18 protein-coding genes are annotated in these 23,464 nt (G+C 64.1%); 7 read left to right on the top strand and 11 right to left on the bottom strand.

Features of this window, described 5'->3' with window-relative positions; genetic code table 11:
* The 4 genes from K8I61_04160 to K8I61_04145 form a co-directional block, all read left to right on the top strand.
* Positions 1-301 (top strand): hypothetical protein (locus tag K8I61_04160; protein MBZ0271205.1); only part of this gene is annotated, 301 nt, incomplete at its 5' end.
* A 1-nt stretch (position 302) separates the two neighbouring features.
* A complete protein-coding gene (locus K8I61_04155) occupies positions 303-2,186 on the top strand; it encodes a sulfatase (protein ID MBZ0271204.1) in 1,884 nt (627 codons plus the stop codon).
* Between the two features lie 6 nt (positions 2,187-2,192).
* Entirely contained in the window at positions 2,193-3,254 is a 1,062-nt protein-coding gene (obgE, locus tag K8I61_04150; GenBank protein MBZ0271203.1) for a GTPase ObgE, read from the top strand.
* Positions 3,251-4,330 (top strand): NTP transferase domain-containing protein, encoded by a 1,080-nt coding sequence (locus tag K8I61_04145; protein ID MBZ0271202.1) that lies wholly within the window; start codon positions 3,251-3,253, stop codon positions 4,328-4,330. Before obgE ends, K8I61_04145 begins: the two co-directional genes overlap by 4 nt.
* 3 nt (positions 4,331-4,333) lie before the next feature.
* On the opposite strand, the gene K8I61_04140 is transcribed toward K8I61_04145, so the two are convergent.
* On the bottom strand, positions 4,334-5,359 hold the full coding sequence (locus K8I61_04140) for a flippase-like domain-containing protein (protein ID MBZ0271201.1): 1,026 nt from the start codon (positions 5,357-5,359) through the stop codon (positions 4,334-4,336).
* On the bottom strand, positions 5,359-6,696 hold the full coding sequence (locus K8I61_04135; protein ID MBZ0271200.1) for a trypsin-like peptidase domain-containing protein: 1,338 nt from the start codon (positions 6,694-6,696) through the stop codon (positions 5,359-5,361). The genes K8I61_04140 and K8I61_04135 overlap by 1 nt, the downstream gene beginning before the upstream one ends.
* A gap of 245 nt (positions 6,697-6,941) precedes the next feature.
* Here K8I61_04135 and K8I61_04130 point away from each other — a divergent pair, with 245 nt between their 5' ends.
* Entirely contained in the window at positions 6,942-7,265 is a 324-nt protein-coding gene (locus tag K8I61_04130; protein ID MBZ0271199.1) for a hypothetical protein, read from the top strand.
* A 73-nt stretch (positions 7,266-7,338) separates the two neighbouring features.
* Here K8I61_04130 and K8I61_04125 read toward each other — a convergent pair whose 3' ends face one another.
* From K8I61_04125 to K8I61_04105, 5 genes are all read right to left on the bottom strand, one after another.
* Positions 7,339-8,370 (bottom strand): 1-acyl-sn-glycerol-3-phosphate acyltransferase, encoded by a 1,032-nt coding sequence (locus K8I61_04125; protein ID MBZ0271198.1) that lies wholly within the window; start codon positions 8,368-8,370, stop codon positions 7,339-7,341.
* A gap of 47 nt (positions 8,371-8,417) precedes the next feature.
* On the bottom strand, positions 8,418-9,701 hold the full coding sequence (locus tag K8I61_04120; protein ID MBZ0271197.1) for an aminotransferase class I/II-fold pyridoxal phosphate-dependent enzyme: 1,284 nt from the start codon (positions 9,699-9,701) through the stop codon (positions 8,418-8,420).
* Between the two features lie 34 nt (positions 9,702-9,735).
* The gene (locus K8I61_04115; GenBank protein ID MBZ0271196.1) at positions 9,736-11,718 is read right to left on the bottom strand and encodes a hypothetical protein; all 1,983 of its coding nucleotides are present in this window, start codon (positions 11,716-11,718) and stop codon (positions 9,736-9,738) included.
* 50 nt (positions 11,719-11,768) lie between these two features.
* Positions 11,769-13,142, bottom strand: coding sequence for a hypothetical protein (locus K8I61_04110; protein MBZ0271195.1), 1,374 nt, complete (start codon positions 13,140-13,142; stop codon positions 11,769-11,771).
* 139 nt (positions 13,143-13,281) lie between these two features.
* Positions 13,282-13,956 carry a hypothetical protein gene (locus tag K8I61_04105; GenBank protein MBZ0271194.1) on the bottom strand — a complete coding sequence of 225 codons (675 nt, stop codon included), beginning with the start codon at positions 13,954-13,956 and terminating at the stop codon, positions 13,282-13,284.
* Between the two features lie 304 nt (positions 13,957-14,260).
* On the opposite strand from K8I61_04105, the gene K8I61_04100 reads away from it, so the two are divergent.
* A complete protein-coding gene (locus tag K8I61_04100; protein ID MBZ0271193.1) occupies positions 14,261-15,547 on the top strand; it encodes a citrate synthase in 1,287 nt (428 codons plus the stop codon).
* Between the two features lie 68 nt (positions 15,548-15,615).
* A complete protein-coding gene (locus K8I61_04095) occupies positions 15,616-17,178 on the top strand; it encodes an acyl--CoA ligase (GenBank protein ID MBZ0271192.1) in 1,563 nt (520 codons plus the stop codon).
* Here K8I61_04095 and K8I61_04090 read toward each other — a convergent pair whose 3' ends face one another.
* The 4 genes from K8I61_04090 to K8I61_04075 form a co-directional block, all read right to left on the bottom strand.
* Complete coding sequence (locus K8I61_04090) at positions 17,179-20,601, bottom strand: mechanosensitive ion channel (GenBank protein ID MBZ0271191.1); 3,423 nt, start codon at positions 20,599-20,601, stop codon at positions 17,179-17,181.
* 163 nt (positions 20,602-20,764) lie between these two features.
* The gene (locus tag K8I61_04085; GenBank protein ID MBZ0271190.1) at positions 20,765-21,679 is read right to left on the bottom strand and encodes a class I fructose-bisphosphate aldolase; all 915 of its coding nucleotides are present in this window, start codon (positions 21,677-21,679) and stop codon (positions 20,765-20,767) included.
* Positions 21,680-21,748: 69 nt separating this feature from the next.
* Entirely contained in the window at positions 21,749-22,837 is a 1,089-nt protein-coding gene (locus K8I61_04080; protein MBZ0271189.1) for a MaoC family dehydratase, read from the bottom strand.
* Positions 22,837-23,464, bottom strand: a 628-nt coding sequence (locus K8I61_04075; protein ID MBZ0271188.1) for an acyl-CoA dehydrogenase, incomplete at its 5' end; no start/stop codon positions are given. The genes K8I61_04080 and K8I61_04075, both read right to left, overlap by 1 nt.

Below are 23,464 nucleotides of genomic sequence, written 5' to 3'. Positions count from 1 at the left end.
CATCAGCGACGGCAAGGCCGACGCCGGCCGCGTGCGCCTTGGTGAGATGGGCGCGCCTCCGGCCGAGATGCCGTTCATGATCGCCGAGGGGTATGACGGCGCGGTCCCCGATCCTCGGGGCGGATACGCCATCGCCTCCCGGCTTGTGTGGGCGAGCCGGGCAAGCGACGATATCGACGGCATCGTCGATCCGTTGCGCCCGTCGGCCAACGTCGCCCGGCGGATTCGAGCGCGCGTGACGACGGGCGACGAATCGACGAGCGAGCTTGTCCATCGATATCTTCAGGGAGCGGGAAACTGACATGAAGGGTCGCCATCGATTCCCGGCCGCGCTCGTACTGACGCTTCTTGTCATCGCGGCCGGATGCGGAAAAAAGCCGCAGGGACCGAGTGTCGTGTTTGTCTCCATCGACACGCTGCGCGCGGATTTTCTCGGGAGCTACGGGCACGAGCCGAAAGTTTCTCCGAATCTCGATGCCCTGGCGGCTCGCGGCGCTCGCTTCGAAACGTGCCGCGCGGCCGCGCCGTGGACCCTGCCGAGTCACGCGTCGATGTTCACAGGCCTTTATCCGACCGATCACCGCGCGATCGACGACAAGGTGAAGATTCGCGCCGACGCGACGATGCTGACCGAACGCTTTCACGCCGCGGGCTACAAGACGGGCGCGTTCGTGACGCATTACTACGTCGGCGAGCCGTACGGGTTCGATCGCGGATTCGACGACTTCGAGCATCGCGAGGAGGCTCCCGCCGATCTGATGGTCGACCTGGCGATCAAGTGGTTGAAGAAAAACAGCGGCGATCCCTTTTTTCTTTTCCTGCATCTTTTCGATCCACACACGCCTTACACACCGCCGCCGACATTGCGCGTGCGCCATCTTCCCGCCGACCTGGATTTCGTTCGCGGCGACACGGCGGATGTTTTGTACGTCGTGCATCACGAGGGAGAGCCGAAGGCCGAGCAGGTGCGCCGCGGGCTTATCCACCTCTACGAGGGCGAGATCGAGTTCACCGACAAGCAACTCGGGCGGCTCTTCGAGATGATCGACAAGCTCGGCGTCGAAAATCCGCTCATCGTCGTCACGAGCGATCACGGCGAGGAGTTCATGGAACACCGGCTCATGGAGCACGGTTTCACGCTCTACGACGAGCAACTCCGCGTGCCGCTTCTGATGGCCGGGCCCGGTGTCGCGTCCGGGACGGCCGTCGGCGCGCCGGTGGGGCTTGTCGATCTGATGCCGACGATCCTCGACCTGGCCGGCTTGCCGCCGGTCGAAGGCATCGCGGGGCGAAGCGTCGCGTCGCTGGCGCGCGGCGATCAAGCGGACGAAGCGCTCGCCAACCGCATGTTTCTCGCGGAAACGACGCGCCAGGGCCCGGATCGCGTGGCGCTCGTGAAAGACGGGTGGAAGGCGATCGAATCGCCGCCGTTTCGCCTGTCGGGCCGTCTTTTCGGTCGCGAGTTGTACGACCTCGCCGCGGACGCGGGCGAAAAAACCAACATATCGGAAAGCGAGCGTGAACGCGCCGCCATGATGCGCAACGAAATTCTCGGCACGGGGCTCTACGAAACGCGGCGTCTTCTCTCGCTGACGTTCGCCGGAGCGGACGAGCCAACGAAATACCTCGGCACGCTGCGCACAAACGGCGCTCTCGTTGCCGTTTTCAAGGACGATGTCATCTACGATGTCGACGCGAATCGCCAGCTCGTCAGCCGCGAATTCGGCATGCAAAAAGACGATCGCACGATCTCGTTTCTCGCGTTCGCGAACGACGGCGCGAACGGCCTGCATGTCATTCTCGAACCGCCCGACGCCGCCATGGCGATGGATCTGCTGGTCGGCGATGCGCGTGATCCGCGGCTTGTGACACTAGGCGCCCACGGCGCGCATCCGGAGGCGGTTCCGTTCGCCGTGCCCGCCGACATCGGCGGGGCGCGCGCGTTGCCGCAAAAAGGTTATGCCGTCCGTTGCCGCGAGGTGCTCGCGAACAAGCATGTCGTCACGCGTTTTGAAATCGGCGACCAGATCGAGATGAGCGCGGAGATGGTGGAGAAGTTGAATTCGCTCGGATACATCGCCGGAAGCGGCGCGGCCGGGCTCCCGGGATCCGTCTCCGACGACCTCGTTTCCCTTGTCGGCGCGGATAAACGCGTGGACTACAAGTGCGCTCCCTTGGGGGAGTGATCGGCGATGGACTTTATCGATGAGGCCAGAATCTTCGTCCGGTCGGGCGACGGCGGCGACGGCTGCCTGTCGTTTCGGCGCGAAAAATACGTGCCCCGCGGCGGTCCGGACGGAGGGAACGGCGGGCGCGGCGGCGACGTCATCATCCGCGCCGACAGCCAGGATTTGAATCTCATCGACCTGCGTTACAAGCGTCATCACCGCGCGCGGCGAGGCGCGAACGGCGGATCGTCCGGCCGGCACGGTCGAAACGGCGGCAACCTCGTCGTCCACGTGCCGCCCGGCACGGTCGTTTACGACGCGGACAAAACCGGGATTCTCGCCGACCTGGATACGTTCGGCGCCGAATACGTCGCCGCGCACGGCGGCCGGGGCGGCCGCGGTAACGCGACCTTCGCCACGTCCGCCAACCGCGCGCCGCGCATGATCACCGAGGGCGGCCCCGGTGAGGAAAAATGGATCGCGCTCGAACTCAAGCTCATCGCCGACGTCGGCCTTGTCGGGCTGCCGTCGGTCGGAAAGAGCACGCTCATCGCGGCGCTCACGGCCGCGCGCCCCAAGATCGCGTCGTATCCCTTCACCACGCTTTCGCCGAACCTCGGCGTGCTCGATCTGGACCGCGGCCGGCGGCTTGTCATCGCCGATCTGCCCGGCCTGATCGAAGGTGCGCACGCGGGCGCGGGCCTGGGTTTGAAATTTTTGCGGCACATCGAACGCACGCGCGCGATCGTCCACGTGCTCGATCTCGACCCGGAAAACGGCCGCGATCCGATGCTCGACTTCGAAACGATTCTGCGCGAGCTTGAAACCTATCACGCCGCGCTTCCCGAAAAGCCGCACCTGGTCGTCGCCAACAAGGTTGATGTGCCGGGCGCCAACGCGCGGCTGACATTGCTTCGGCGGGCGTTGAAGAAACGGGGCGAAACGGTGCTCGCGGTCAGCGCGGTCGATCGGACCGGGCTCGATGATCTCGTGATGGCGATCGATGCGCTGACGCGGGCCGCCGCAAGCGCGCCGCCGGACGAGAGCGCGGCGGACGCGCGAGGCGAAGAGGAGGGCGACGCATGAATTTGTACGCGGTCGTCATGGCCGGCGGCAGCGGCACACGATTTTGGCCGCTTTCGCGCGCCGGGCGTCCCAAGCAGCTCCTGACCCTGGAGGGGGAGAAGACGTTGCTCGAACGCACGGTCGAACGGGTGATGCCCATCGTTGCGCCGCCGCGCCTTTTTGTGGTCACCGGGGAAAGCATTCGCGAAAACACGAGCCACCGCATTCCGCTGGTGCCGCTTGCGAACATCATCGCCGAACCCGTGCAGCGTAACACCGCGGCGTGCGTCGGCCTTGCCGCGCGGGTGATCGCGCACCGCGACGCCGACGCGGTACTCGCCGTGCTGCCGTCGGATCACCTGATTCGCGCGGAAGACGAGTTTCGCCGGCTTTTGTTGGCTGCGGCCGGGATCGCGTCGGAAAACAACGTTCTCGTCACTTTCGGTATCACGCCAACGCGCGCGGAAACGGGTTACGGATATCTCGAGCTGGACGACGCGGTCGCGGTGACCGCGGGCGGCGTAAACGCGCGCCGCGTCGCGCGTTTTCTCGAAAAGCCGGACGCCGAGACAGCGGAAAAATTTCTCGCGAGCGGGCGGCATGCCTGGAATTCGGGCATGTTCGTGTTTACCGCCAGGGCGATTCTCGCGGCCATCGAAAAGTATGAGCCCGCGCTTTCGGAAGGGCTGTCCTACATCGATCCGGGCCAGGACGCGCGCCGCGTGATCGAGGTGATCGGCGAGGTGTATCCCACGCTGCCGAGCCTCTCCATCGACCACGCCGTCATGGAGCGCGCGGATAACATCGTCGCGATCGGCGCCGATATCGGCTGGAGCGATGTCGGCAGTTACGCCGAACTGTTCGACCTGCTTCGTCCCGACGCGAACGGCAACCGGGGGCGCGGCACGGTCGTGTCCATCGACGGCACGGGAAATCTCGCGCTGTCGCAAGACGGCGCGATCGCGCTTCTTGGCGTCAGCAATCTTGTCGTCGTTCACACGCCGGACGTGACGCTCGTCTGTTCGAAAGAGCGCGCCCAGGAGGTGAAGCGCGCGGTGGAGGAGATGCGCCGGCTCGGGATGGACGAATATCTGTAGGCGCTATTTGTCGGGCAACCCCGCCGCGTTCTCTCGTTCGGCCGCGGCCTCGGCGTCATCCAGCACGCGTTCCGCGCCCGCGAAACGCGACTGAAACGCGAGCAGCACGCCCGCGCCGACCAACACCGCGAACCACAGAGTCGCCATGCGGATGATCATCGTCGCCGCCGACGCGCCCGCCTTCGACAACGCGGCGCCACCCGTGACGGCGTTCGATTGCAACATCGCGATGAGCGTGCCGTCGGTGACGCCAAGACCCCCCGGCGCGACGGCGCCGACAATCGTGCCGAACGCGTAGATGAACGACGCGGCGAGCACGTCAATCGAACTTCCGAGCAGGTGCGCGACGATCCACAAGCCCACGCACTCGCAAAGCCACGCGAGGATCGACCACAGCGTTGCGACGACAAGGGGCGTCAGACGCACGAGCGTGCTCATGCTGTCGTACATCGTGTGCAGCTTGTGGCCGACGCGCCGGGCGACCGGCAGGCGCTCCACGAGCCCAATGAAAAACATCGACGTCGGCCGGTGTCCGATAACGAGAACCGTGCCGACAAGCATGGCGGCGACGACAAGCAAAATGACGTAGTCGCCGGTCGCCAGCACGCCGAAACCGGCGAACGAAATGATGACGAGCGCGATGAAGTCCGTGAGCCGCTCGGCGAACACGATCGGCATGGTTCGCGCCATCGGAACGCGGGACGCCTGGCGCAAAAAGACGCTTTTCACCAGCTCGCCGATCTTGCCGGGGCTGATGACCATGACCAGGCCGGACATGAACACGACGAAGCTGTCGCCCGTGCGGACATTGATATTCATGACGCGCAGGTAGTAGCTCCACTTGCCGAAGCGGAACAGGTAATTCAGCAGCGAAAGGCCGAGGATGAGCGGCAGATACGCCCACGGGAATTGCGCGAGCGCGGCGCGCACGTCGGACCAGCCGGAATAGATGACGACGCCGATATACACCAGCGCCCCGACCGCAAGGCCCGCAAGGAGTTTGTTGCGCAGTTTGGCGGCGACCGACATCAGGGCAGGGGAAGCGAGAGGTACGCCGCCGTGCCGCCTCGCTGCACGAGCACGACGGCGGACGACTTCAGGCGCAACGAGGCGACCGCGGCCTGGTAGCTTGCCGCGTCGGTGACCGCGCGGTTTTCGATTTCGAGCACGGCATCGCCCGGCCGTACGCCGACCTGCGCCGCCGCGCTGTCCGCGCGGATGTCCCTGACGATCATCGTCTTGCCGGGCGCAAGCCCAAAGGCCCTGGCCTGACGCGGCGTCGCCGGCACGAGGCGGAAACCAAGAAGTGCCATCGCGTACGGATCGACCATCGCGACAGGGAAGCGCTCCGGCCGGATGTTCAGGGTCATCTCGTCCGTTCGGCGAACGATTTTGAAGTCGGCCGTCTCGCCGACGGTGTATCCGGATACGATGCCGCGATACGCGCCGGAATCCGCGACCGGGTGGCCATCGATTTCCGTGACGACATCGCCCGCCAAAAGCCCGCCCGCCGCGGCGGGAGTTTTCGCGAAGACGTGCGTCACGAGAACGCCGCCGGTCCGCGTTTCCGCCGGCAAATCGCGCACGCGCAAGCCGAACCAGCCGTAGTTGACCTTGCCGTGTTCGATGAGATCGGCGAGCACGCGCTTGGCGGAATCGATCGGGATGGCGAATCCGATCCCCTGCGCGCGTCCGTGCACCGCCGTGTTGATGCCGATCACCTCGCCGTCGAGGTTCAGAAGCGGGCCGCCGGAATTGCCGGGGTTGATCGACGCATCGGTCTGAATGAAATCGAGATAAACGCGGTCGCCCTCCGTACGCACCGTGCGCCCAACGGACGAGATGACGCCGGTCGTGACGGAGTTCGACAGGCCGTAGGGGCTTCCGATGGCGATCACGGTCTCCCCGATCATGATCTCAGCGCTTGCGCCGAGCCGCGCGGCGGGCAACGGTCGCTCGGCATCGACCTTCAGCACCGCCAGGTCGCGCGCGGGTTCCGTGCCGATGACGCGCGCCGGGAACACGGTGCCGTCCGAAAGCGTCACCTTCAGGCCGCCCGCGCCGAAAACGACGTGTTCGTTGGTCAGCACGTACCCGCGCTCGTCGATGAGCAGACCGCTGCCGAGTGCCGATTCGCGCCTCGGTTGCGGGTACATGTTGAAATAGTCGCGGAAGAATTTTTCGTAGAGCGGGTCGCCGAAAAACGGAAAGACGCGGTCCTCGCGCGGCGAGGCGGAGATGTTGACGACCGCGGGCCCCGCGCTTCGCACCGCACGAACGACCGGCGTCTCTCGCAACGAGGACGCACCGGCGGAAGCGGCGGAAAGAAAGAGCGCGGCGATGAGGAAAAGGGGCGTGCGTCGCATGGCAATCTTGAAAAGCGGAGCGCGGCGAATGTAGGGTGACGAACGAAAACACGCAAGTCTCGCGGCCCGTATCGTTGAACGCACGGTCGAAACTTTCGCGCGGCGACCGGCGCTGTTACGATCGGCGACCGAAAACTTTCGGAACCGCGAGAGCGTTTCCCGATCGGATGCGCGGGAAAACGATGGGGGCGCGAGGCCGCACGCCGAAAAGCTCGCGGTTCCAGAATAACGGAGGCAGGAAAAACATGGCCGAATGTTTCAACCGACAGATGCTGCGCGACCTTCTCAATGGATGGAAGGACGGTCGCCTGACCGACGATGCGATGCGCGCCGAAGCGTTGACGCTCTGGAACAAGTACGGCGTGTGGATCAACGCGCCCGAGACCGATCCGCGCTCGATCACCAAAAGCGTTCTCGACGGCATGCGCCTTGCGGGCGAAGAATCGATGCGTTTTCGCCCGTCGGACGTCGACGCCATCCTCGCGTTTCTCAACACGCCGGTCGGCGACGAAGCCGCGGGGTGGGCGGCCTGGAACGCTTACCGCGCCGGCGAGCGCGCAACGGCGTAGCGCCCGTTTGCAAAATCGAAATTCGGCCGTCGCAAAGAGCGGCCGCGTTTTTCCTCGGACGGCAACGTGCCGTTTACGCCGGCGCCGCGAGCGGCGCCTCCTTTTCGCCGACCCATTCGTCCATTTCGATCCAACGCGCCATCAGCCAGCGCATCTGGCCTTCCTCGTCGGGAGGCACGTCCGCGAACGCGAATCGCCGGAAGTGCACGCGGATGGTCGCGCCGATCATGCTGCCGTTCAGCACGTCTTTGCCGCCGCGAATCTTCTCGAATCCGTGGTGCATGCCGATGACGATATCCGCGCCGATGTTCCGGTTGCGCTTGAACAGCGCGAGCACGCCCGCGAATCGCGGCGGCATCACGAAACGCAGCCGGCTTGCCGCCTCGTGCACGAATTCCGGAGCGGTCGCCTTCAGCTTTTCCATCGCGCGCGCGAATTTGGCGGGTGTGTAGCGCGTACCCTCGGGATAGATGATGACGCCCTCGTCGTCGCGCACGCCGTCGAGCAGATTCGCGATCGCTTCGACTTCTCGGATGGCGTCGGTTGATCCGCGTCGCACGAAATAATTTGGAATGCGCTGACCGACGATGTTGATCGTAGGTTCCCACAGGAGTTCGCGCTTGATCACCCAACGCAGGCGGATCTCTTTGAGGTAACCGAAAAACCAAAGCGGCAAAAGCATGTCGGCGACGCTCGTGTGGCGGAACAATACGATCATCGGCCCGCGCCAGACGTCGTCGTCGGCCTCGAGGTGCACCTGAAACCCGTAGAGCCAACGCGCGCTACCGAGCAACACGGCCGCCCAGTAGCGCTGCATATTCCAGCCGCGAACGAGAAAGCGGTGCCAATCGCGGTGAAAAAGGTGCTCGACCCACACGACGAACGAGGCGAGAAGGATGAGCGACTCGTAGGCGAGATAAACGAGCAGCAGCGCGACAAAGCGCGACGTCGCGAATCGGCGTTGCCGGAAAAGATCGACCACGAACGCGATGGCGAAAAGCGCCGGCGACAAGGCAATCGAAAAAAGCGCGACCAGCGCGAAGACGACGATGGCGGTCACACGGCGCCGCGCGCGATAGACAAGGGTTTCGTCGGTTTGAGACACCACATCTCCGTTGGGCGCGTGGATTGTCGGGACCATCGCGAAGCCGGCTACGCCATGGAGCGAATCCAGTCCGCAAGTCGCGATACGCCGGCGATGACGCGCGGACAATACGACAAAAGAAAATCTTCGGGCAACGGTTGGTCAAGCGGAATCTCGCGGCTCGCGGCGAGCGCCGCGCCGCCGTCGAAATCCACATAGGCAAGCCGTGCGGTCAGCTCGTGCTCGGGCCGCCCAAACGCGGAGCCTGGCAAGAAGGCGACGCCGGTTTCGTCGAGCGCGCGTTGCGAAAGCTCCGCGGACGTCGTGATCGCGCGGCGGGCGAGCGCCTCGCGCGCAATGCCGAAATCAGGGAAGAGATAAAACGCGCCTTCCGGCTCGATGACGCGCGCACCGCACGCGCGCAGCCGCCGGGCGCAGGCGTATCCGAGCGAGGCCAGGACGCGGCGCGCGTGGCGCAGATACTCCTCCATCGCCGGATTTTCCTCGAACGCGGCGACCGCGGCGTACTGGATCGGCGCGCTCGTGGAGGTGAACGTTTCGCTGGCCAACACCGACATCGCCTCGCGAAGCGGATGCAACGCGGGCGGAAACGTGAAGGTGCCAAGACGCCATCCGCCCGCGCCGCACCATTTGGAAAGCCCCGAGCTGACGATCGTCCCTTCCGGATAGTGTCGCGCGATCGAGATGTGCCGCCCCTGGAAGTTCAGCATCCCGTAGATCTCGTCGGAGAGCACGATGACGCCGTATTCGTGCGCGACCTCGGCGAGGCCGCGAAGCGTGTTGTCGGAATACGTGGCGCCTTCCGGGTTGCCGGGGTAATTGAGGATGACGATTCGCGGGCGGCCCGGATCGCGCTTGCAGAGCTTTTCGAGCGACTCCGGGCGCAGGCGCCATTTGTCCTCGAACGACGTTTCGATGTAACGCACGTGCCGCCCGACGATCTGCGCCTGGGGCGCGTATGAAACCCAGCACGGCGTCGGAATGACGATATCGCCGTAGTACGCGAGTTGCAGAAGGAACATCAGCTCCTTCGAGCCCGGCCCGACGAGCACGTCGTCAGCCGTCGCCGGAACGCCCTCGTGGCGCTGATGAAATCCCGCCACCGCGGCGCGCAGCCGCGCCAGCCCCTTGACGGGCAGATAGTCTTTTTGATGCGCGTTGTCGCGCAGCGCCTGGACGACGTGCTCCGGAACGGGGAAGGGCGATTGGCCAAGACCGAGCTTGAAGATCCGGCGACCGCGCGCGAGCAATTCATTGGAATGTTCGTTCAGTTCAACGGTGGCCGATCGCGTCAGCTCGCGAATGTTGAGATTGAGCGAAACGCTGGTCATGCGGGCGCCATCCTTGCGGATCGCGGGAACTTGATCAACAACCGCACCCGCCACCGTCGTCATCGCCGTCATCGTCTCCCGCATCGTCGTCGTCCGGCATCGCGTCGTCGTCCGATTCGCCGCCGTCCGAATCGTCGTCGCTCGAATCGTCGTCGTCCGGACTCGCGTCGTCGTCGTCCGCGTCGTCGTCCGCGTCGTCATCCGTCGCCACGGGGCGGAACAACTCCACGCGCGTTTGCTCCTTCCAGATCGTGATGCCGGGGATGGTGGCGCTGCCGTCGCTCGCGACGACGATGTCGCCGGACGCGATCGACTTTCCGTCGGGGATGGAGACGTGCGTATACGCGAGCGTCTCTCCTGGAATCGGATCGAACTCCTGAAGGCGCCGCGGCGTGAGATCCGCGGTGATGACGTTGACCGGCGCGACCTGATTCGGAAAATCCGGCATGTCGCTGATCAAGTAGATGTCGGTGCCCCAGAGTTCGGCCTCGTCGACGATCGAATCGGCGTCCCAATCCACAAACCCGCCCCAAGTCCCCCACACGTCCGCCGCGATCGTTTCCAGATCGGGTTGGCGGCCTTCCTTCACGATGTCGAGATCGTCGTTCGAAAACGCGGGAAACGACTGGTCGGATCGATATCGCGTCAGGGATTGCGGATTGAATAGCGGATTGGCTGTCCAGAATTGTCCCGCCCAGTTGAGGAGGTGATCGCGGGCGTCCCAGTACAAATGGAACCCGAGATGCGCGTCGTTGATGGCCTGGTAGCCCGGGATGCGCGCGTCCCATTCCTCGAACTCGTCGTTGATTCCGGAGACGATGCGCGTGAACGGCAACCCGGTTTCGGAAAGGCGCGTCGTCGGCCAGTACCACTCCGAAAGGCGCAGGCCGCCGGGAAGATTTGTCCGCAGATCCTGATCGACATCGCCCTGGAAGAAGTTGGCGAAGTCGATCGGCGAACCGTAAAACGACCCCACGAGATCGACGACCGCCGCGTATCGCTCCGGTTCCGCGCGAGCCTGAAAATACGCACCCGATCCGCCGCCGCTCATTCCCATGATGGCGACGCGCGCGGGATCGACCGGCTGCGTTTGGAGGAGCCAGTCGAGGATGTAACTCACGCGGCGCATCGTGTAGTTGACGACGATGCCGTCGTCCGGCGGTGTCGCCGCTGGAATCTCGAACCGGTTGTAGTCCGACCAGTAGCCGAACCACCGCGTCGTCTCGTGCTTGACGACCGGGTTGCCGTTGCCGTCGTCCTTGAGGACGTAAACTGCGTCATCCAGCGCCACGAGCAGGCCGTCGTCAAGGCGCATGTCGAGTTTCAGGAACTCCTGAAAGCCGTCGCCGAAGTTGACGAAATTGCTGATCTGCCCGCCGCCGTGCAGGGCAAGCACCATCGGCACTTCGTCGCCGATCGAAGGCCAACCGGATTTGGGCTCGTGAATGCCGAAGACCTGCGCGATTCCGTTGCTGCCGCTGTTGGCCATGACCGGAAAATCGGCGCGTCCCGCCGTCCAGTCGTTGTCGCCGTCAAGCCAGATCGCAAAGACCGCGAATTCGTGCCCGTCCGGCGCCGTCGCCAGCGCCTGCGCGTGGCAGACGATCGGGTCGAGGGTTTGTGCGATGGGACCGATCCGCCGGTTCGCCGGTACGGCCGTCTGCCCGTGCGGCACGACGGCGAAATATTCGGCGTCGGCGTCGTGCGGCGTGTAAACGAAACCCGCTTCGTTCGCTTTCAGGACGTATCGGCCGCCAAGCCCGTCGGGATATTTCCAGGTCGCTTGCGGGTTGACGAGTTTGAGCCTTGTTGCCTGCCAGTCCTCGGGATAGATGCGGCCGATCGGCGTTTCGCCGGTGACGTTCGTGATCGGCGCGTTCGAGACGTAGATGTCGTAGGTGAACGGGAGGGGAAATTCGACCTCCCAAACGAGCCAGGTCTGGCCGTTCGCATGCCATCCACGCAGATCGGCCCGCGCGATCGCGGGGGCCATCGCGAAAAGGCCCACGATCGCCACAAGTATCCCCGGGGCGCACAGGGCGCCGGCGGCGCGACGGAGAGCCGGCATCATTTGGAAGGGAAGGCGTCGCTGTCGGCGAAGGTAACAAACATGTAGCTGATGCACATTTCGTCCTCGGTGCTCATGCCCCAATACACATCCTCATCCCTGGAGGTCGTATCGTATGTGCAGGTCGTGCGCAGGATGTCGCCCTTGGTCAGGACGACAGGACGCTCGAACCAGCCGAAGTGCTGCCAGTTGAAATCCCAGTGATGCGTCCGCGCCACGCACGCCTTGTCGCCGCCTCGTATCTGTTCAAGCTGGTACGACACGCCAAGCTCGTGCATATGAGGCAGAAGCCCCCAGAGCACGACGTCGTAATCGGTTTCAAGCGTCCGCTCGTGGGAATGCTCCACGGACGGCTCGCCCGCCGGCAGATGAAAATCCTGAATCACCCCGGCGATGCCGGCGGTGTTGACGCTGCCCTCAAGGCCGACTTCATCGGCGAGCGCCAAACGGGCCGTTGATCGGTCGGGCTCGACAGGTCCGTTTTCGTGATAGTGGATCTGCATCACGATAGGCCGTCCCGCGGGGATGCGGACACCGGTATCCGGCGGATAGTAATTCACGCCGGAGGCCGGCCCGGTTAGCGCGGCGATGGCCGTGCCTTCCTCCGGCAGCTTCAGGTAGCACTCGAACCCCGGTTTGGGATCCTCGGCATCGAGATTCCTGACGCGCTGTTCGGCGTCCGGCGAATAGACGAGGTGCATAACGATGTGGTGCACCTGTTTCGGACTCGTCGAACGGAACTCGAAACCCTCGATGAATTTCGGCGTGTCGTAATTCGTGTCGAAAACGAAGCAGCGGTACTCGTCGCCATTCTCCAGATCGGGCTCGTAATCGAAACCCGGATCGAAAATGAGGTCGGGATCCTCGAGTCCCTTCGGCGGTTCGGGGACCGAGGCCGCCTTCGCGGGGTCGCCCTCCCCGAGACCGGAGTCGATCCAGCCGACAATCGTGGCGATCTCCGCCTCCGACAGCCAGGCGGAATCCGCGTATTCGCCGCAATCGCCGGAATCGTCGAGAAGCCAAGGCGGCATCGCCCGGGCGCCCACGACATCGCGGATCAGAACCGCGTAAGGAACGGCGTCTTCGTATCGGGCCAACGAAAAGGGAGCGACGCCGCCCGGTTGGTGGCAGGCCAGACAGCGATTCGCGAAGATTGGCGATACGTCTTCATAAAACAGCGGGCCAGCCCCGCCGGCATCGCCATCGTCGTCATCCGCGTCGTCGTCGGAATCCGGGCCGACGCCGTCATCGTTGTCATGATCGGAAGAATCGCCTCCCGGACCAAGCTCGATGTCCGCACAGGAAACAACGAAAACCGACACCGCAAGCGCAACCAAGGCCGCGAATACGAAAATCTTGAACGGGCGAGTCACGACATACCTTAAATTTGAAAAAAGCGGTTCTTGCCAGGCGCGGATCATACAAAAAAAACGGGGCGGAACGAAACCCCCTTCCAATGCCTGGGAATCCCGCGCCGCATGGAGGGGCCGGCTCGATTCGCTGGCCGACCAATCATGGAAATTCGGTGTCGTCGTCCGGTTGGTTGTCGTCGTCTCCCTGAGCGTCGTCATCGTCGGATGGGATGGAGACGCAGCAGCCGTTCAGGCATCCGTAGCCCTGCCCGAACGTATCGCGGCACTCTCCGCTCGACAGGCAGGACCAACAATCGTCGTCGACGGCGTCGTCGTCCACGGCGTCGTCATCGTTGTCATCGTCAAGGAAGAAATCGTCATCGTCCCCGGCGCTGTCGTCATCGTCGCCAGAAAATGGTTCTTCGGTGCAGACTCCGCCGTATTGTTCATAACAGTAAGGCGCGTTGGCGGGGCATGGATTGCCCTCGAAGAAGCATCGTCCCCGATCGCAAAGGCCGGCTCCGGTGCAAAAACGCCCGTCATCGCATTCGGTTCCATCGACAAGCGGAATCCAGGCCTTCGTGCGGCCGTCTTCCAGGTAGCCGCAGATCAGGCACGGCTGCGTCGGATGCGTAATGTCGATTTGATAATGAACCTCACCGACCTGGCATCCGGTTGACGAGTTTCCGCCGGTGGACGACGGGGCGACCGCGTCGCCGGCATCGGCATAGTTGTCCTCCTGCTTGTAACAACTCTCGGTGCAACCGCCGAAAACCAGCGCCAAAAAAACCGTCAGAAGAAATCCGTGAAAAATTGTTCGAAATATTCGGCTCATTCGCGTACCTCCCTCGATTTGATGGGAATCCTTTTCCAACCCCGCGTCGGTTACGCATTTCGCGAAAATCACCGAAAAAAAGCGATATTTGCCATGCCGCTCACGCGCCGGGCGATTCGAGGAATCGGAATTTCGGCGAGCGACGAAATCTTGACCGGGCGATTGCCGGAACCCTAAGATACAAAAGGTGCCTGCCCCGCATCGACGGACCCGGCGAGCCCGGGCGTGATCCGTCGCTTGATTTCCGGCCAACGGAACTTTGAATCCGCCCCCAGGTCCGTTTGGGACCAAAAGGAGACGTGTCATGACCGAGGAACGCGCAAAACTCATACTTGGCCGGCAGGAATACGAGTTGCCCATTGTTGTCGGCACGGAAAACGAGAAAGCCGTCGACATCTCCAAGCTCCGTTCGCAAACCGGGCACATCACGATCGATCCGGGTTACGCGAACACCGGCGCCTGCAAGAGCGCGATCACCTTCATCGACGGCGAAAAAGGCATCCTGCGCTACCGGGGTTATCCGATCGAGCAGCTTGCGGAGCAGTCCACATTCCTGGAGGTGGCATACCTGCTGATTTACGGCGTCTTGCCCTCGCGGTCGGAGCTTGAGGAATTCGAGCTGAAGCTGACCAAGCACACGCTGCTGCACGAGCACATGGGCCGCTTTTTCGACGCGTTTCCGCCGTCGGCGCATCCGATGGCGATCCTCTCGTCGGTGGTGTGCGGTTTGTCGACCTTCTACCACGAGACGAACAACATCTTTGACGAACGCGACGTGGACATCAGCGTCATCCGCATCTTCGCCAAGCTCCCGACGATCGCGGCGTTCTCGTACAAGAAGTCGATGGGTCTTCCGCTTGTCTATCCCGACAACCACCTCGGCTATTGCGGCAACTTCCTGAAAATGATGTTCGCGTTTCCCACCGAGAAGTACGTGCTCGACGAGGATTCCGCGCGCACGCTGGACGTGATGTTCGTCCTGCACGCGGACCACGAGCAGAACTGCAGCACGTCGACGGTGCGTCTTGTCGGCAGCGGGCAGGCGAATCTGTACGCGGCGATCTCGTCGGCCATCTGCGCGTTGTGGGGACCGCTTCACGGCGGCGCGAACATGCAGGTGCTCGAGATGCTCGACAACATCCGCGACAATTTCGACGGCAACGTGAAAAAATTCATCGACGCCACGAAGGACGGCAAGTCGCGCGTCATGGGATTCGGTCACCGCGTCTACAAAAACTACGACCCGCGCGCGACCATCATCAAAAGGCACGCGGACGTCGTTCTCGCGAAAATGAAGCGCTCGGACCCGTTGCTCGACCTGGCGCGGGAGCTCGAGGAGATCGCGCTTTCGGACAGCTACTTCATCGAACGCAAGCTGTACCCGAACGTGGATTTCTACTCCGGCATCATCTACCAGGCGCTCGGCTTCCCGCGCAGCATGTTTACGGTGCTTTTCGCGATGGGCCGCCTGCCCGGCTGGATCGCCCAGTGGAAAGAGATGATCAACGACGATTCGCGCATCGGGCGGCCTCGCCAGATCTACATCGGCGAACGCGAGCGCGATTACGTCCCCGCGCACGAACGCGGTTAACCTCGTCGTGATGGCGTCCCCGCCCAAAGGCGGGGACGCGACGGACCGATCCGCCGCAGGGAGGCGCCTTGAACATCGCCGATCACTGCATCTTTCGTCACGCTGCGAATCCGTCGTTTCGCGACAAGGCCGCCCTTATCTTTCTCCGGGGCGATAACGGCGGGGACGAAATTTATTCCTACGGCGAGCTTGCGGGGATCGTCGGCCGTTTCGCCTCCTCGCTGGCGCGCCTCGATTTGCGCAAGGGCGATCGCCTTCTCATTCGCCTCGACAATTCGGTCGGCTATGCGCTGGCGTTTTTCGGCGCGCTGCGCGCCGGCCTGGTGCCGATCCCCTCCAGCCCGCAATTCACGCCCGAGGAAGTCGCGTTTCAGCTACGCGATTCCGGCGCGAAGGCGCTTGTCGTCGCACCGCATCTGGCGGCCGGCGTCGCGGACTCGGCCGAAGCGCTCGGCCCGGTAACGACGGTCATCACCTCGGGCCGCGTGGTGCTCAAAACGCCGGCCGGCGTTGTTTCGGTTCTCCTCGACGATCTTCTCGACGCGGGCCCGGAGTTGCCGCCGCCGGCGATCGACGACGAAGATCCGGCCTATCTGATCTACACATCGGGCACGACCGCGCGCTCCAAGGGCGTTCTGCACGCGCACCGTTCCGCGCGCGGCCGTGACATCGTCATCCGCGAGTGGGAAGGCGTGACGCCCGATGACCGCGTCTGCCATGCGGGCGTGCTCAACTGGACCTACACGCTCGGCGTCGGGCTGATGGACCCCTGGAGCGTCGGCGCGACAGCCGTGCTTTACGGCGGACCGCGCCGGCCTCAGGTCTGGGCGCCGCTCATCGAGCGCATGCGCGTGACGATCTTCGCCGGCGCGACCAGCGTTTTTCGGCAGATTCTCAAATATACGATGGTCGAAGAGTTCGATCTTTCGTCCCTGCGTCATGGCCTGACGGCCGCGGAGCCGCTTTTGCCCGAGGTGTACGGCGAGTGGAAACGGCGCGTCGGCTGCGAGCTTTACGAGGCGCTCGGCATGACGGAAATCTCGACGTACATCTCCTTCAAGCCCGGCGATACGGTAAAACCGGGCGCCTGCGGCCGCCCGCAAGCCGGACGCCGCATTCGACTGGCCGCGCGCGATTCGCTCGATGACGCGCCGCGCGGCGAAACGGGACGTATCGTCGTTCACCGTTCGGATCCCGGCCTCATGCTCGGCTACTGGAGGCGCCCCGACGAGGAGGCGCTTGTTTTCGACGGCGACTGGTTTGTCACGGGCGACCTTGGTCTCGAGGACGAAGACGGCGTGTGGTGGTATCGCGGCCGCCTGGACGACCAGCTCTCGTCGTTCGGGTATCGCGTTTCCCCCGTGGAGGTCGAGGAGGTCGTGCGCGCGCATCCGGATGTGCATGATGTCGCGGTCACCGTCGTATCGCGCGGCGCGGGCAAGGACATCATCACCGGTCTGGTCATACTCGAGCCGGGACGGGCGCTCAACGTGGAAGCCTTGCATCGCCACTGCCACGAGCACCTCGCGCACTACAAGTGCCCGAAGGAATACGTCGCCGTCGCGGCGATTCCGCGCTCGGAGTCAGGCAAGGTTCTGCGGCGCAAGCTGGCGGATCTTGCCGGCGGCTGATCAGCTCCCGTCCACGGCGTCACCGGTCGTGGACGCCGCTTCGTCGGTCGCCGGCTCGGCGCGCACGAATTCCGGCATCGACCGAATGTGCACGTCACGCTGCGGGAACGGGATCTCGATGCCGTTTTCGGCGAGCGCCTTGTAGATCGCCGTATTCAGTTCGTGCATCGTATCGTAGGAAACCTGCACCGAGCCGACGAACACGCGGAACTCGAAGTTGAGCGAGCTTTCGCCCATCTCCTTGAAAATCACCGAAGGCGGCGGATCCGGAATGACACGCGGGTTCCTTCGCGCGATATCAAGGAGAATCTCGCCCACGCGGTCCGGGTCGCTGCCGTACGCGACGCTGACCGGCAGGACGACGCGCATCGTCGTATCGGTCAAGGTCCAGTTGACGAGTTGTCCGGTGATGAACGCCTTGTTCGGCACGATCAGCTCGTGAAGATCCCACGTGCGGACCGTGGTCGCGCGGATGCGGATGCGCGTCACATTGCCGGAAATGTCTCCGATCGTCACGATGTCGCCGACGCGGATGGGGCGCTCGACAAGGATGATGAGTCCGGAGACGAAGTTCGCGAAGATCTCCTGCAGGCCAAAACCAAGGCCGACCGTCACCGCGGCCGCAAGCCACTGCACCTTGGACCAGCCGATCCCCAGCGCCCCGAACATGACGGCGACGCCGACGATCGTGATGACGTATTTCAGAATCGTCGTGATGGCATATTGCGCGCCACGGTCGACATGCATCCGCGCCAGGACCGCGACTTGCAGGATGCCTGGAAGATTGCGCCCCACGACGATCGTGATCGCCACGATCAGAAACGCGGTCAGGAGATCCAACAGCGTCACCGCGCGCTGCGTGGGTGCGACGTGCGTTTCGGTTTCACCGCCGTCAATCTGAACGACACTCTCGATGGTTTCCGTCGTCGTCCACAATTCCACCTGGTCGAAGATGGCGAGAGCCGGCAGCATGTCGCGCCAGATCAGGGTGACGGACGCGACGGCGACGGCGATCCACACGACGCGCAAAACCGCGATCGTCTGCGCGCTGAAAGCGTGCATGGCCGCGTCCGGATCGGCGGGCACGCCCTCGTCGGCGTCTTCCGGCGGCTCGGATCCCGTCTCTTCAAGGACACGCGGAAGGGCGGCATGCCGCGTGCGGGCGACAAACAGCCAGCGAATCGTAAACGCGCGCGCGGCGACGATCGCAAGCAGCATGCAGGTCGTTTCAAAAAGCCGGCGCCCCAATTCGAGCGCCGTGAATTGGTACCCGAACAGGCCGGCCGCCGCGAGCGCGAGCGGCGGCAGAATGAACAGCGCCGATATCAGACGATGACGCCGGCGCGAGCGCGCGTCGCGGGGGTCGGGCAGCAGGCGGTTGGTGATCCCCGTTTTCGGTCGCGTGAGTTGAAACGCGAAAGCCGCGAGCGTGAGTTGCAGGGCGACAAACGCGAAACGGCCAAGCGAATCGCGCCGCGCTTCGACTTCCTGCGTTTGCGTGGCAAAGATGATGAAAACGAGAGGGACGGCGAAAACGGCCATCGTCGCGATCGCGCGGCGAACGGCGCGGCAGGTCTTTCCGCTCCACCAGAAATGCACCTCGCCAAGTCCGTTTTCCCGAAACGTCTCGCGCGTCAGGATCAGTAAAAGCAGAACGCCGGCGGCCTTTTTGAGTCCTGCCGCCACCGCGAAAGGAAACATCCCTCCGGCGCCGTCGTTGGCGATCCGGCCAAGGAACCAGAGCAGATACGGCGCGGGAAGGGCGAGCGCGACGGTATAAAGCGCCATGGCCACGGTCGGCGAGATGGACGTCGGCGGTTCGGCCGCCGCGCGCTCGCCGTTCGCGATCGCCCGATCGCGCGCGATCTTCGCGGCCGGCAGCACAATAAAAAGCACCAGCAGGTAGACGATCGTCTCGATGGAAACGGCCGCGAGACGACGGCCCGCGGATAGCGCGACGGCCGTCCACGCCGACGGCCCAAACAGCCAGCCGATGGCCTCCGGCAGGTTTTTCAGGTCGCGCGCGTGGACGCGGTGGGAACTGCGGACCCACAGCACGCGCTCGTCGATGAATTTCACGAACTCGTCGACCGCATCGACGAGACGGCGCTCGTACGTCTCCAGGTCGATGAGCGCGTTGTAGTATTTCTCGTATTCCGCGATGAGGGCGTCGAGATTTTCCCGCCGATCGCGCAGCAGATCGGCGAGGATGGTTTCGATCTTCTCGCGTTCCCCGGGATCGCCGGATGCCCCGATGCGCCGCATCAACGTCGCTGTCCAGGCATCCGCCTGACGAAGGCCGGTGCGTTGATCCTCGAGACGCGCCAAGGCGTATCCCGCCTCGGCGATTTCGTCCCCGCGCGCGTCGAGGCGGGCCGATATCGCCGTGACGTTCGGAGCCTCGTCCCGCAGGCGGCGCAACATCAGGCCGTAGGACGCCGTCAGTCCCGCTATGTCCTCTTTTTCGCGCGCGCCCTGAAGCTTTGATTCGACCTCGGCCAGCGTCGCGGTGGTATCCTGCACGCGGCGAGCGATCCGCTCGCTGCGAACAAGCGGGCCGTCCGGGGCGACGCGGCGTCGCGCCAACTCCGCGTTCTCCGCCGCCAACTCACGGATGGTCGGATGGGCGTCTTGCGCCTCGAGCGTGGAGGCGATCGCCTCGGACGCCGCGCGGGCCGCGTCGCGCCGGCGCCGATCGTTGACAATCGTACGCAAGCGGTCCACGCGCTCGCTCGCGGCCGATGCCTCGCGCTCGGCGATCGTCATCCGCGTCGTAAGGATATCGCCGCGCACATCGAACGTGAGCAGTTCCATTTCGTACGCCGTGCGCTCGGCGGCCGTCGCGGCGACTCGCGCCTGGCCAAGAAGCGCGAGGGCCTGACGGACGGCCTCATGCTCGCCGGCGGGCACGGGCTCAACTTGCTCCGCCCGGATGCGAGTTTCGGTCAGTAGCTCGTAAAGCTGCGATCGGCGGCCCGCCCGCGCGGCCGATTCCTGGGCAAGGTCCGCGGCCCGCCGGCGGGCAAGCGCCAGATCGACCTCGGCCTGAACAAGGGCCTGCTCGATCTCCCAGGTCGGCGCATCGTCGGTGAACGCGGCCGGCGCGTGGCCGCGCGGGTGCGTCAGGCGCGCCCGCAATTCGCGCAATTCCCTGGGCGCTTCCTTCATGGCGCGGCGGAACTGGCCGGCGGTCTCCTGCCGCTCCTTGCCCAGGCGAATCTGGTCGACGGCTTGCGTGTAGAGTTCCGCGGCACGCGTGCGCACGGCGTCCGGCAACGTCTCGTCCGCGCTGACCTGCTCCGCGCGCGCGGCGACCGTCGTCGCATCGGGAAAGGGAGAGGAAGGCGAATCCGCCGCGTCCGACGCGACAGGGGAACCGAAGCATGCGAGCGCGATGGCAACAAAAAACGCGCACCGGATCATGAACCGGCGCGCGTGAAGTTTTGGTATCGGAGCACTCGGTGTCGGCAACCGTCGGGCCACGCAACCTCCAGGAAAGAATCGGCGGCGAATGGTCACCGCCGATATTAACCCGAGATCGCCGCGCGAAAAGTAGGGCCGTTACGAAAGCCGGCCGCGAGGACCGCTACGAGGCGTAAACGTCCTGCACCTTGCGCAATAGGGCGACGGCCTCATCCCACGGGCGCTGGAAGGAATTACGCCCCATGATCGAGCCGAAACCGCCGCCCGCGTGGATCTGGCGCACCTCATCGATGATGTCAGCCTCGCCCTTGGCCGCGCCGCCGGAGAAGATGACGATGCGCCGCCCGTTGAACGCCGACTGCACCACGTGACGCACGCGGTCGGCCATCGTACCGATGGGGATCTGCTGCTTTTCGTAGACCTTGCGCGCCTCGTCGTGCTCGATGTGCGCCGTCGGCGGCTTGACCTTGATGATGTGTGCGCCGAGCTGCGCGGCGACCTGGGCGGCGTACGCGCAGATGTCGATGCCCGTCTCACCGTCCTTGGAGAGGCTCGATCCGCGCGGATAACTCCAGATCACCGTCGGCAAACCCGCCGCGCGCGCTTCCTCGGACAGCTCCTGGATTTCCTCGTACATCGTGTTGCGTTCGGAGGAGCCGGGGTAAATCGTGAATCCGATGGCATTGGCGCCAAGGCGCAGCGCGTCATCGACCGACGCCGTGACCGCCGGGCAGGGGTCCGTGTCCTTGTACATCGAATCGCTGTTGTTGACCTTCAGAATCAGCGGAATCTGCCCCGCGAATTCCGCCGCCCCCGCGGCGATGAACCCGACAGGCGCGGCGTAGGCGTTGCACCCGGCCTTGATCGCGAGCTTGAAGTGGTAGTGCGGATCGTAACCGTCGGGATTTGGCGCGAAACTGCGCGCGGGTCCGTGCTCGAAACCCTGATCGACGGGCAAGATGACAAGTTTGCCCTTGCCGGCCAGGCGCCCCGTTTCGAGGAAACGGTAGAGGTTCGCGAGGACACCCGGGTTTTCGCCGGCGTAGTTATCGAGAATGCGTTTCGTGATTTTCGACATGGCCAAATCTCCTTGCGGGAATCCGATGAAAATATCCGCGCGCCTCGATGGGAAACGCGATAACGGCGCCTATTTTCCTCGTCGCTGCACGATGAGCGTCTTGTCGATCTCGACGACCTTGTTCTTGATCTTGCCTTCGCTTTTGCCGCGCTCCGGCGCGAAAAGATCCGCGCCCGACGCGATGAGCGCGGCCGGATCGTCGTTCTTGACGCCGACCAGGCGAAGCTGCACGCGGCCGAGGTGTTCGTTGATCTCGTCCACGCTCGTCACTTTGGCCGCCGCGCGGATGGTGTCGCCCGCCAGCACCGGCGCCGGGTGCGCGCCCGAGTCGAAACTGTCGGTCCACACGACCTGACCGCCCGTCTCGCGCGCGATGACCGCGTTGGTGAACGCCAGGACGAGGCCGCCGTAAACGACACGATCCTTTGTGAAGCTGTTTGTCTCGCAATAATTCGCGTCGAAATGCAGCGGATGCGTATTGCGGAACAGCGTTGTGAGTTGCATGTGTTCCGACGCGCCCACCGTACGCCCGATCGACGAGACGAACACGCGCCCCTTTTCGAAATCCTCGAGATAACCGGTCAGGTTGACGCGGGTCTTTTCGCCCGCGGGTTTGAGCTTGTCGATCTGGGCCGGATTGCGCCGATCGGTTTCGGGCGGGCTGCCGCTCCAGGCGCGACGCGGGGAATTTTCGACCGCGCCCGCGGGCACGAGCGCCATGCGCTCGAACATGCACACGGGCAGGCGGTCCTGATTCCAGAGGGTGGTGCGCACGTGAACGGTCCCCTTGTCGCCCGAGCCCGCGAGCTTGGTGCCGAGAACCTCGGACGCGGCCGAAACCGTATCGCCGCAATACGCGGGATTCGGGAAATGCACGTCAATGTACGCCAGATGCGCGATCGCCTGCTCGGAAACGTCGAGCACGGAAAAAGACAGGCCGAAGTTAAGCAGCACGAGCGGCGAAACGACGCGCCCCTTGAAACCGAGCGCCTTGGCGAACGGATCGCTCGTGTAAAGGGGCGACGTCTCGAAAAACGATGCGGCGCAAAACGCGAGCACGCCGTCGTCAATCGTCACCTCCCACGGATGGCGAAAGATCTCGCCCTCCCGGAAATCGTCAAGCCGCCGCCCGAAGGCGTATTGCGTGTAATCGGCCATCAGTCCTCCAGCAGGCGGCGCGCGATGACGTGCGCCTGAATCTCGTTCGCGCCTTCGAAGATCGACAACACGCGCGAATCGACGAAGATGCGCGACACCGCGTATTCCTCGGCGTAGCCGTTGCCGCCATGCACCTGCACGGCGCCGTCGGCGACGTAGAACGCCGTCTTGGTCGCGAGCAGTTTCGCCATGCCGGCCTCGAGATCGCAACGTTTGCCGGACTCCTTCATGCGCGCCGCGAAATACGTGAGCTGACGCGCGGCCTGCGTCTCGACGACCATGCGCGCGATCTTTTGATGGACGCGCGGGAAATCGAAAATCGGGCGCCCGAACTGCCTGCGTTCGCGCGCGTAGCGGAAGGCGTGTTCGAGCGCCGCCTGCGCAAGGCCGAGGCCGCGCGCGGCGGTCTGGATGCGCGCCGATTCGAAAGTCGCCATGAGCTGCTTGAAGCCCTTGCCTTCGGCGCCGCCGAGCAACGCGTCGCCGGGAATCTCGAAATCGTCGAAGCTGATTTCGTATTCCTTCATGCCGCGATAACCAATGACGGGAATCTCCGTGCCGGTGATATTCTCGTCGGGAAACGGATCGGCGTCGTCGCCTCGCGTTTTCGTGACGAGGAACATCGAG

The organism is bacterium (assembly GCA_019912885.1).
GTDB lineage: Bacteria > Lernaellota > Lernaellaia > JACKCT01 > JACKCT01 > JAIOHV01.
Note: the sequence above shows the minus strand (reverse complement) of the source record. Positions and strands in the feature narration are given on the sequence as shown.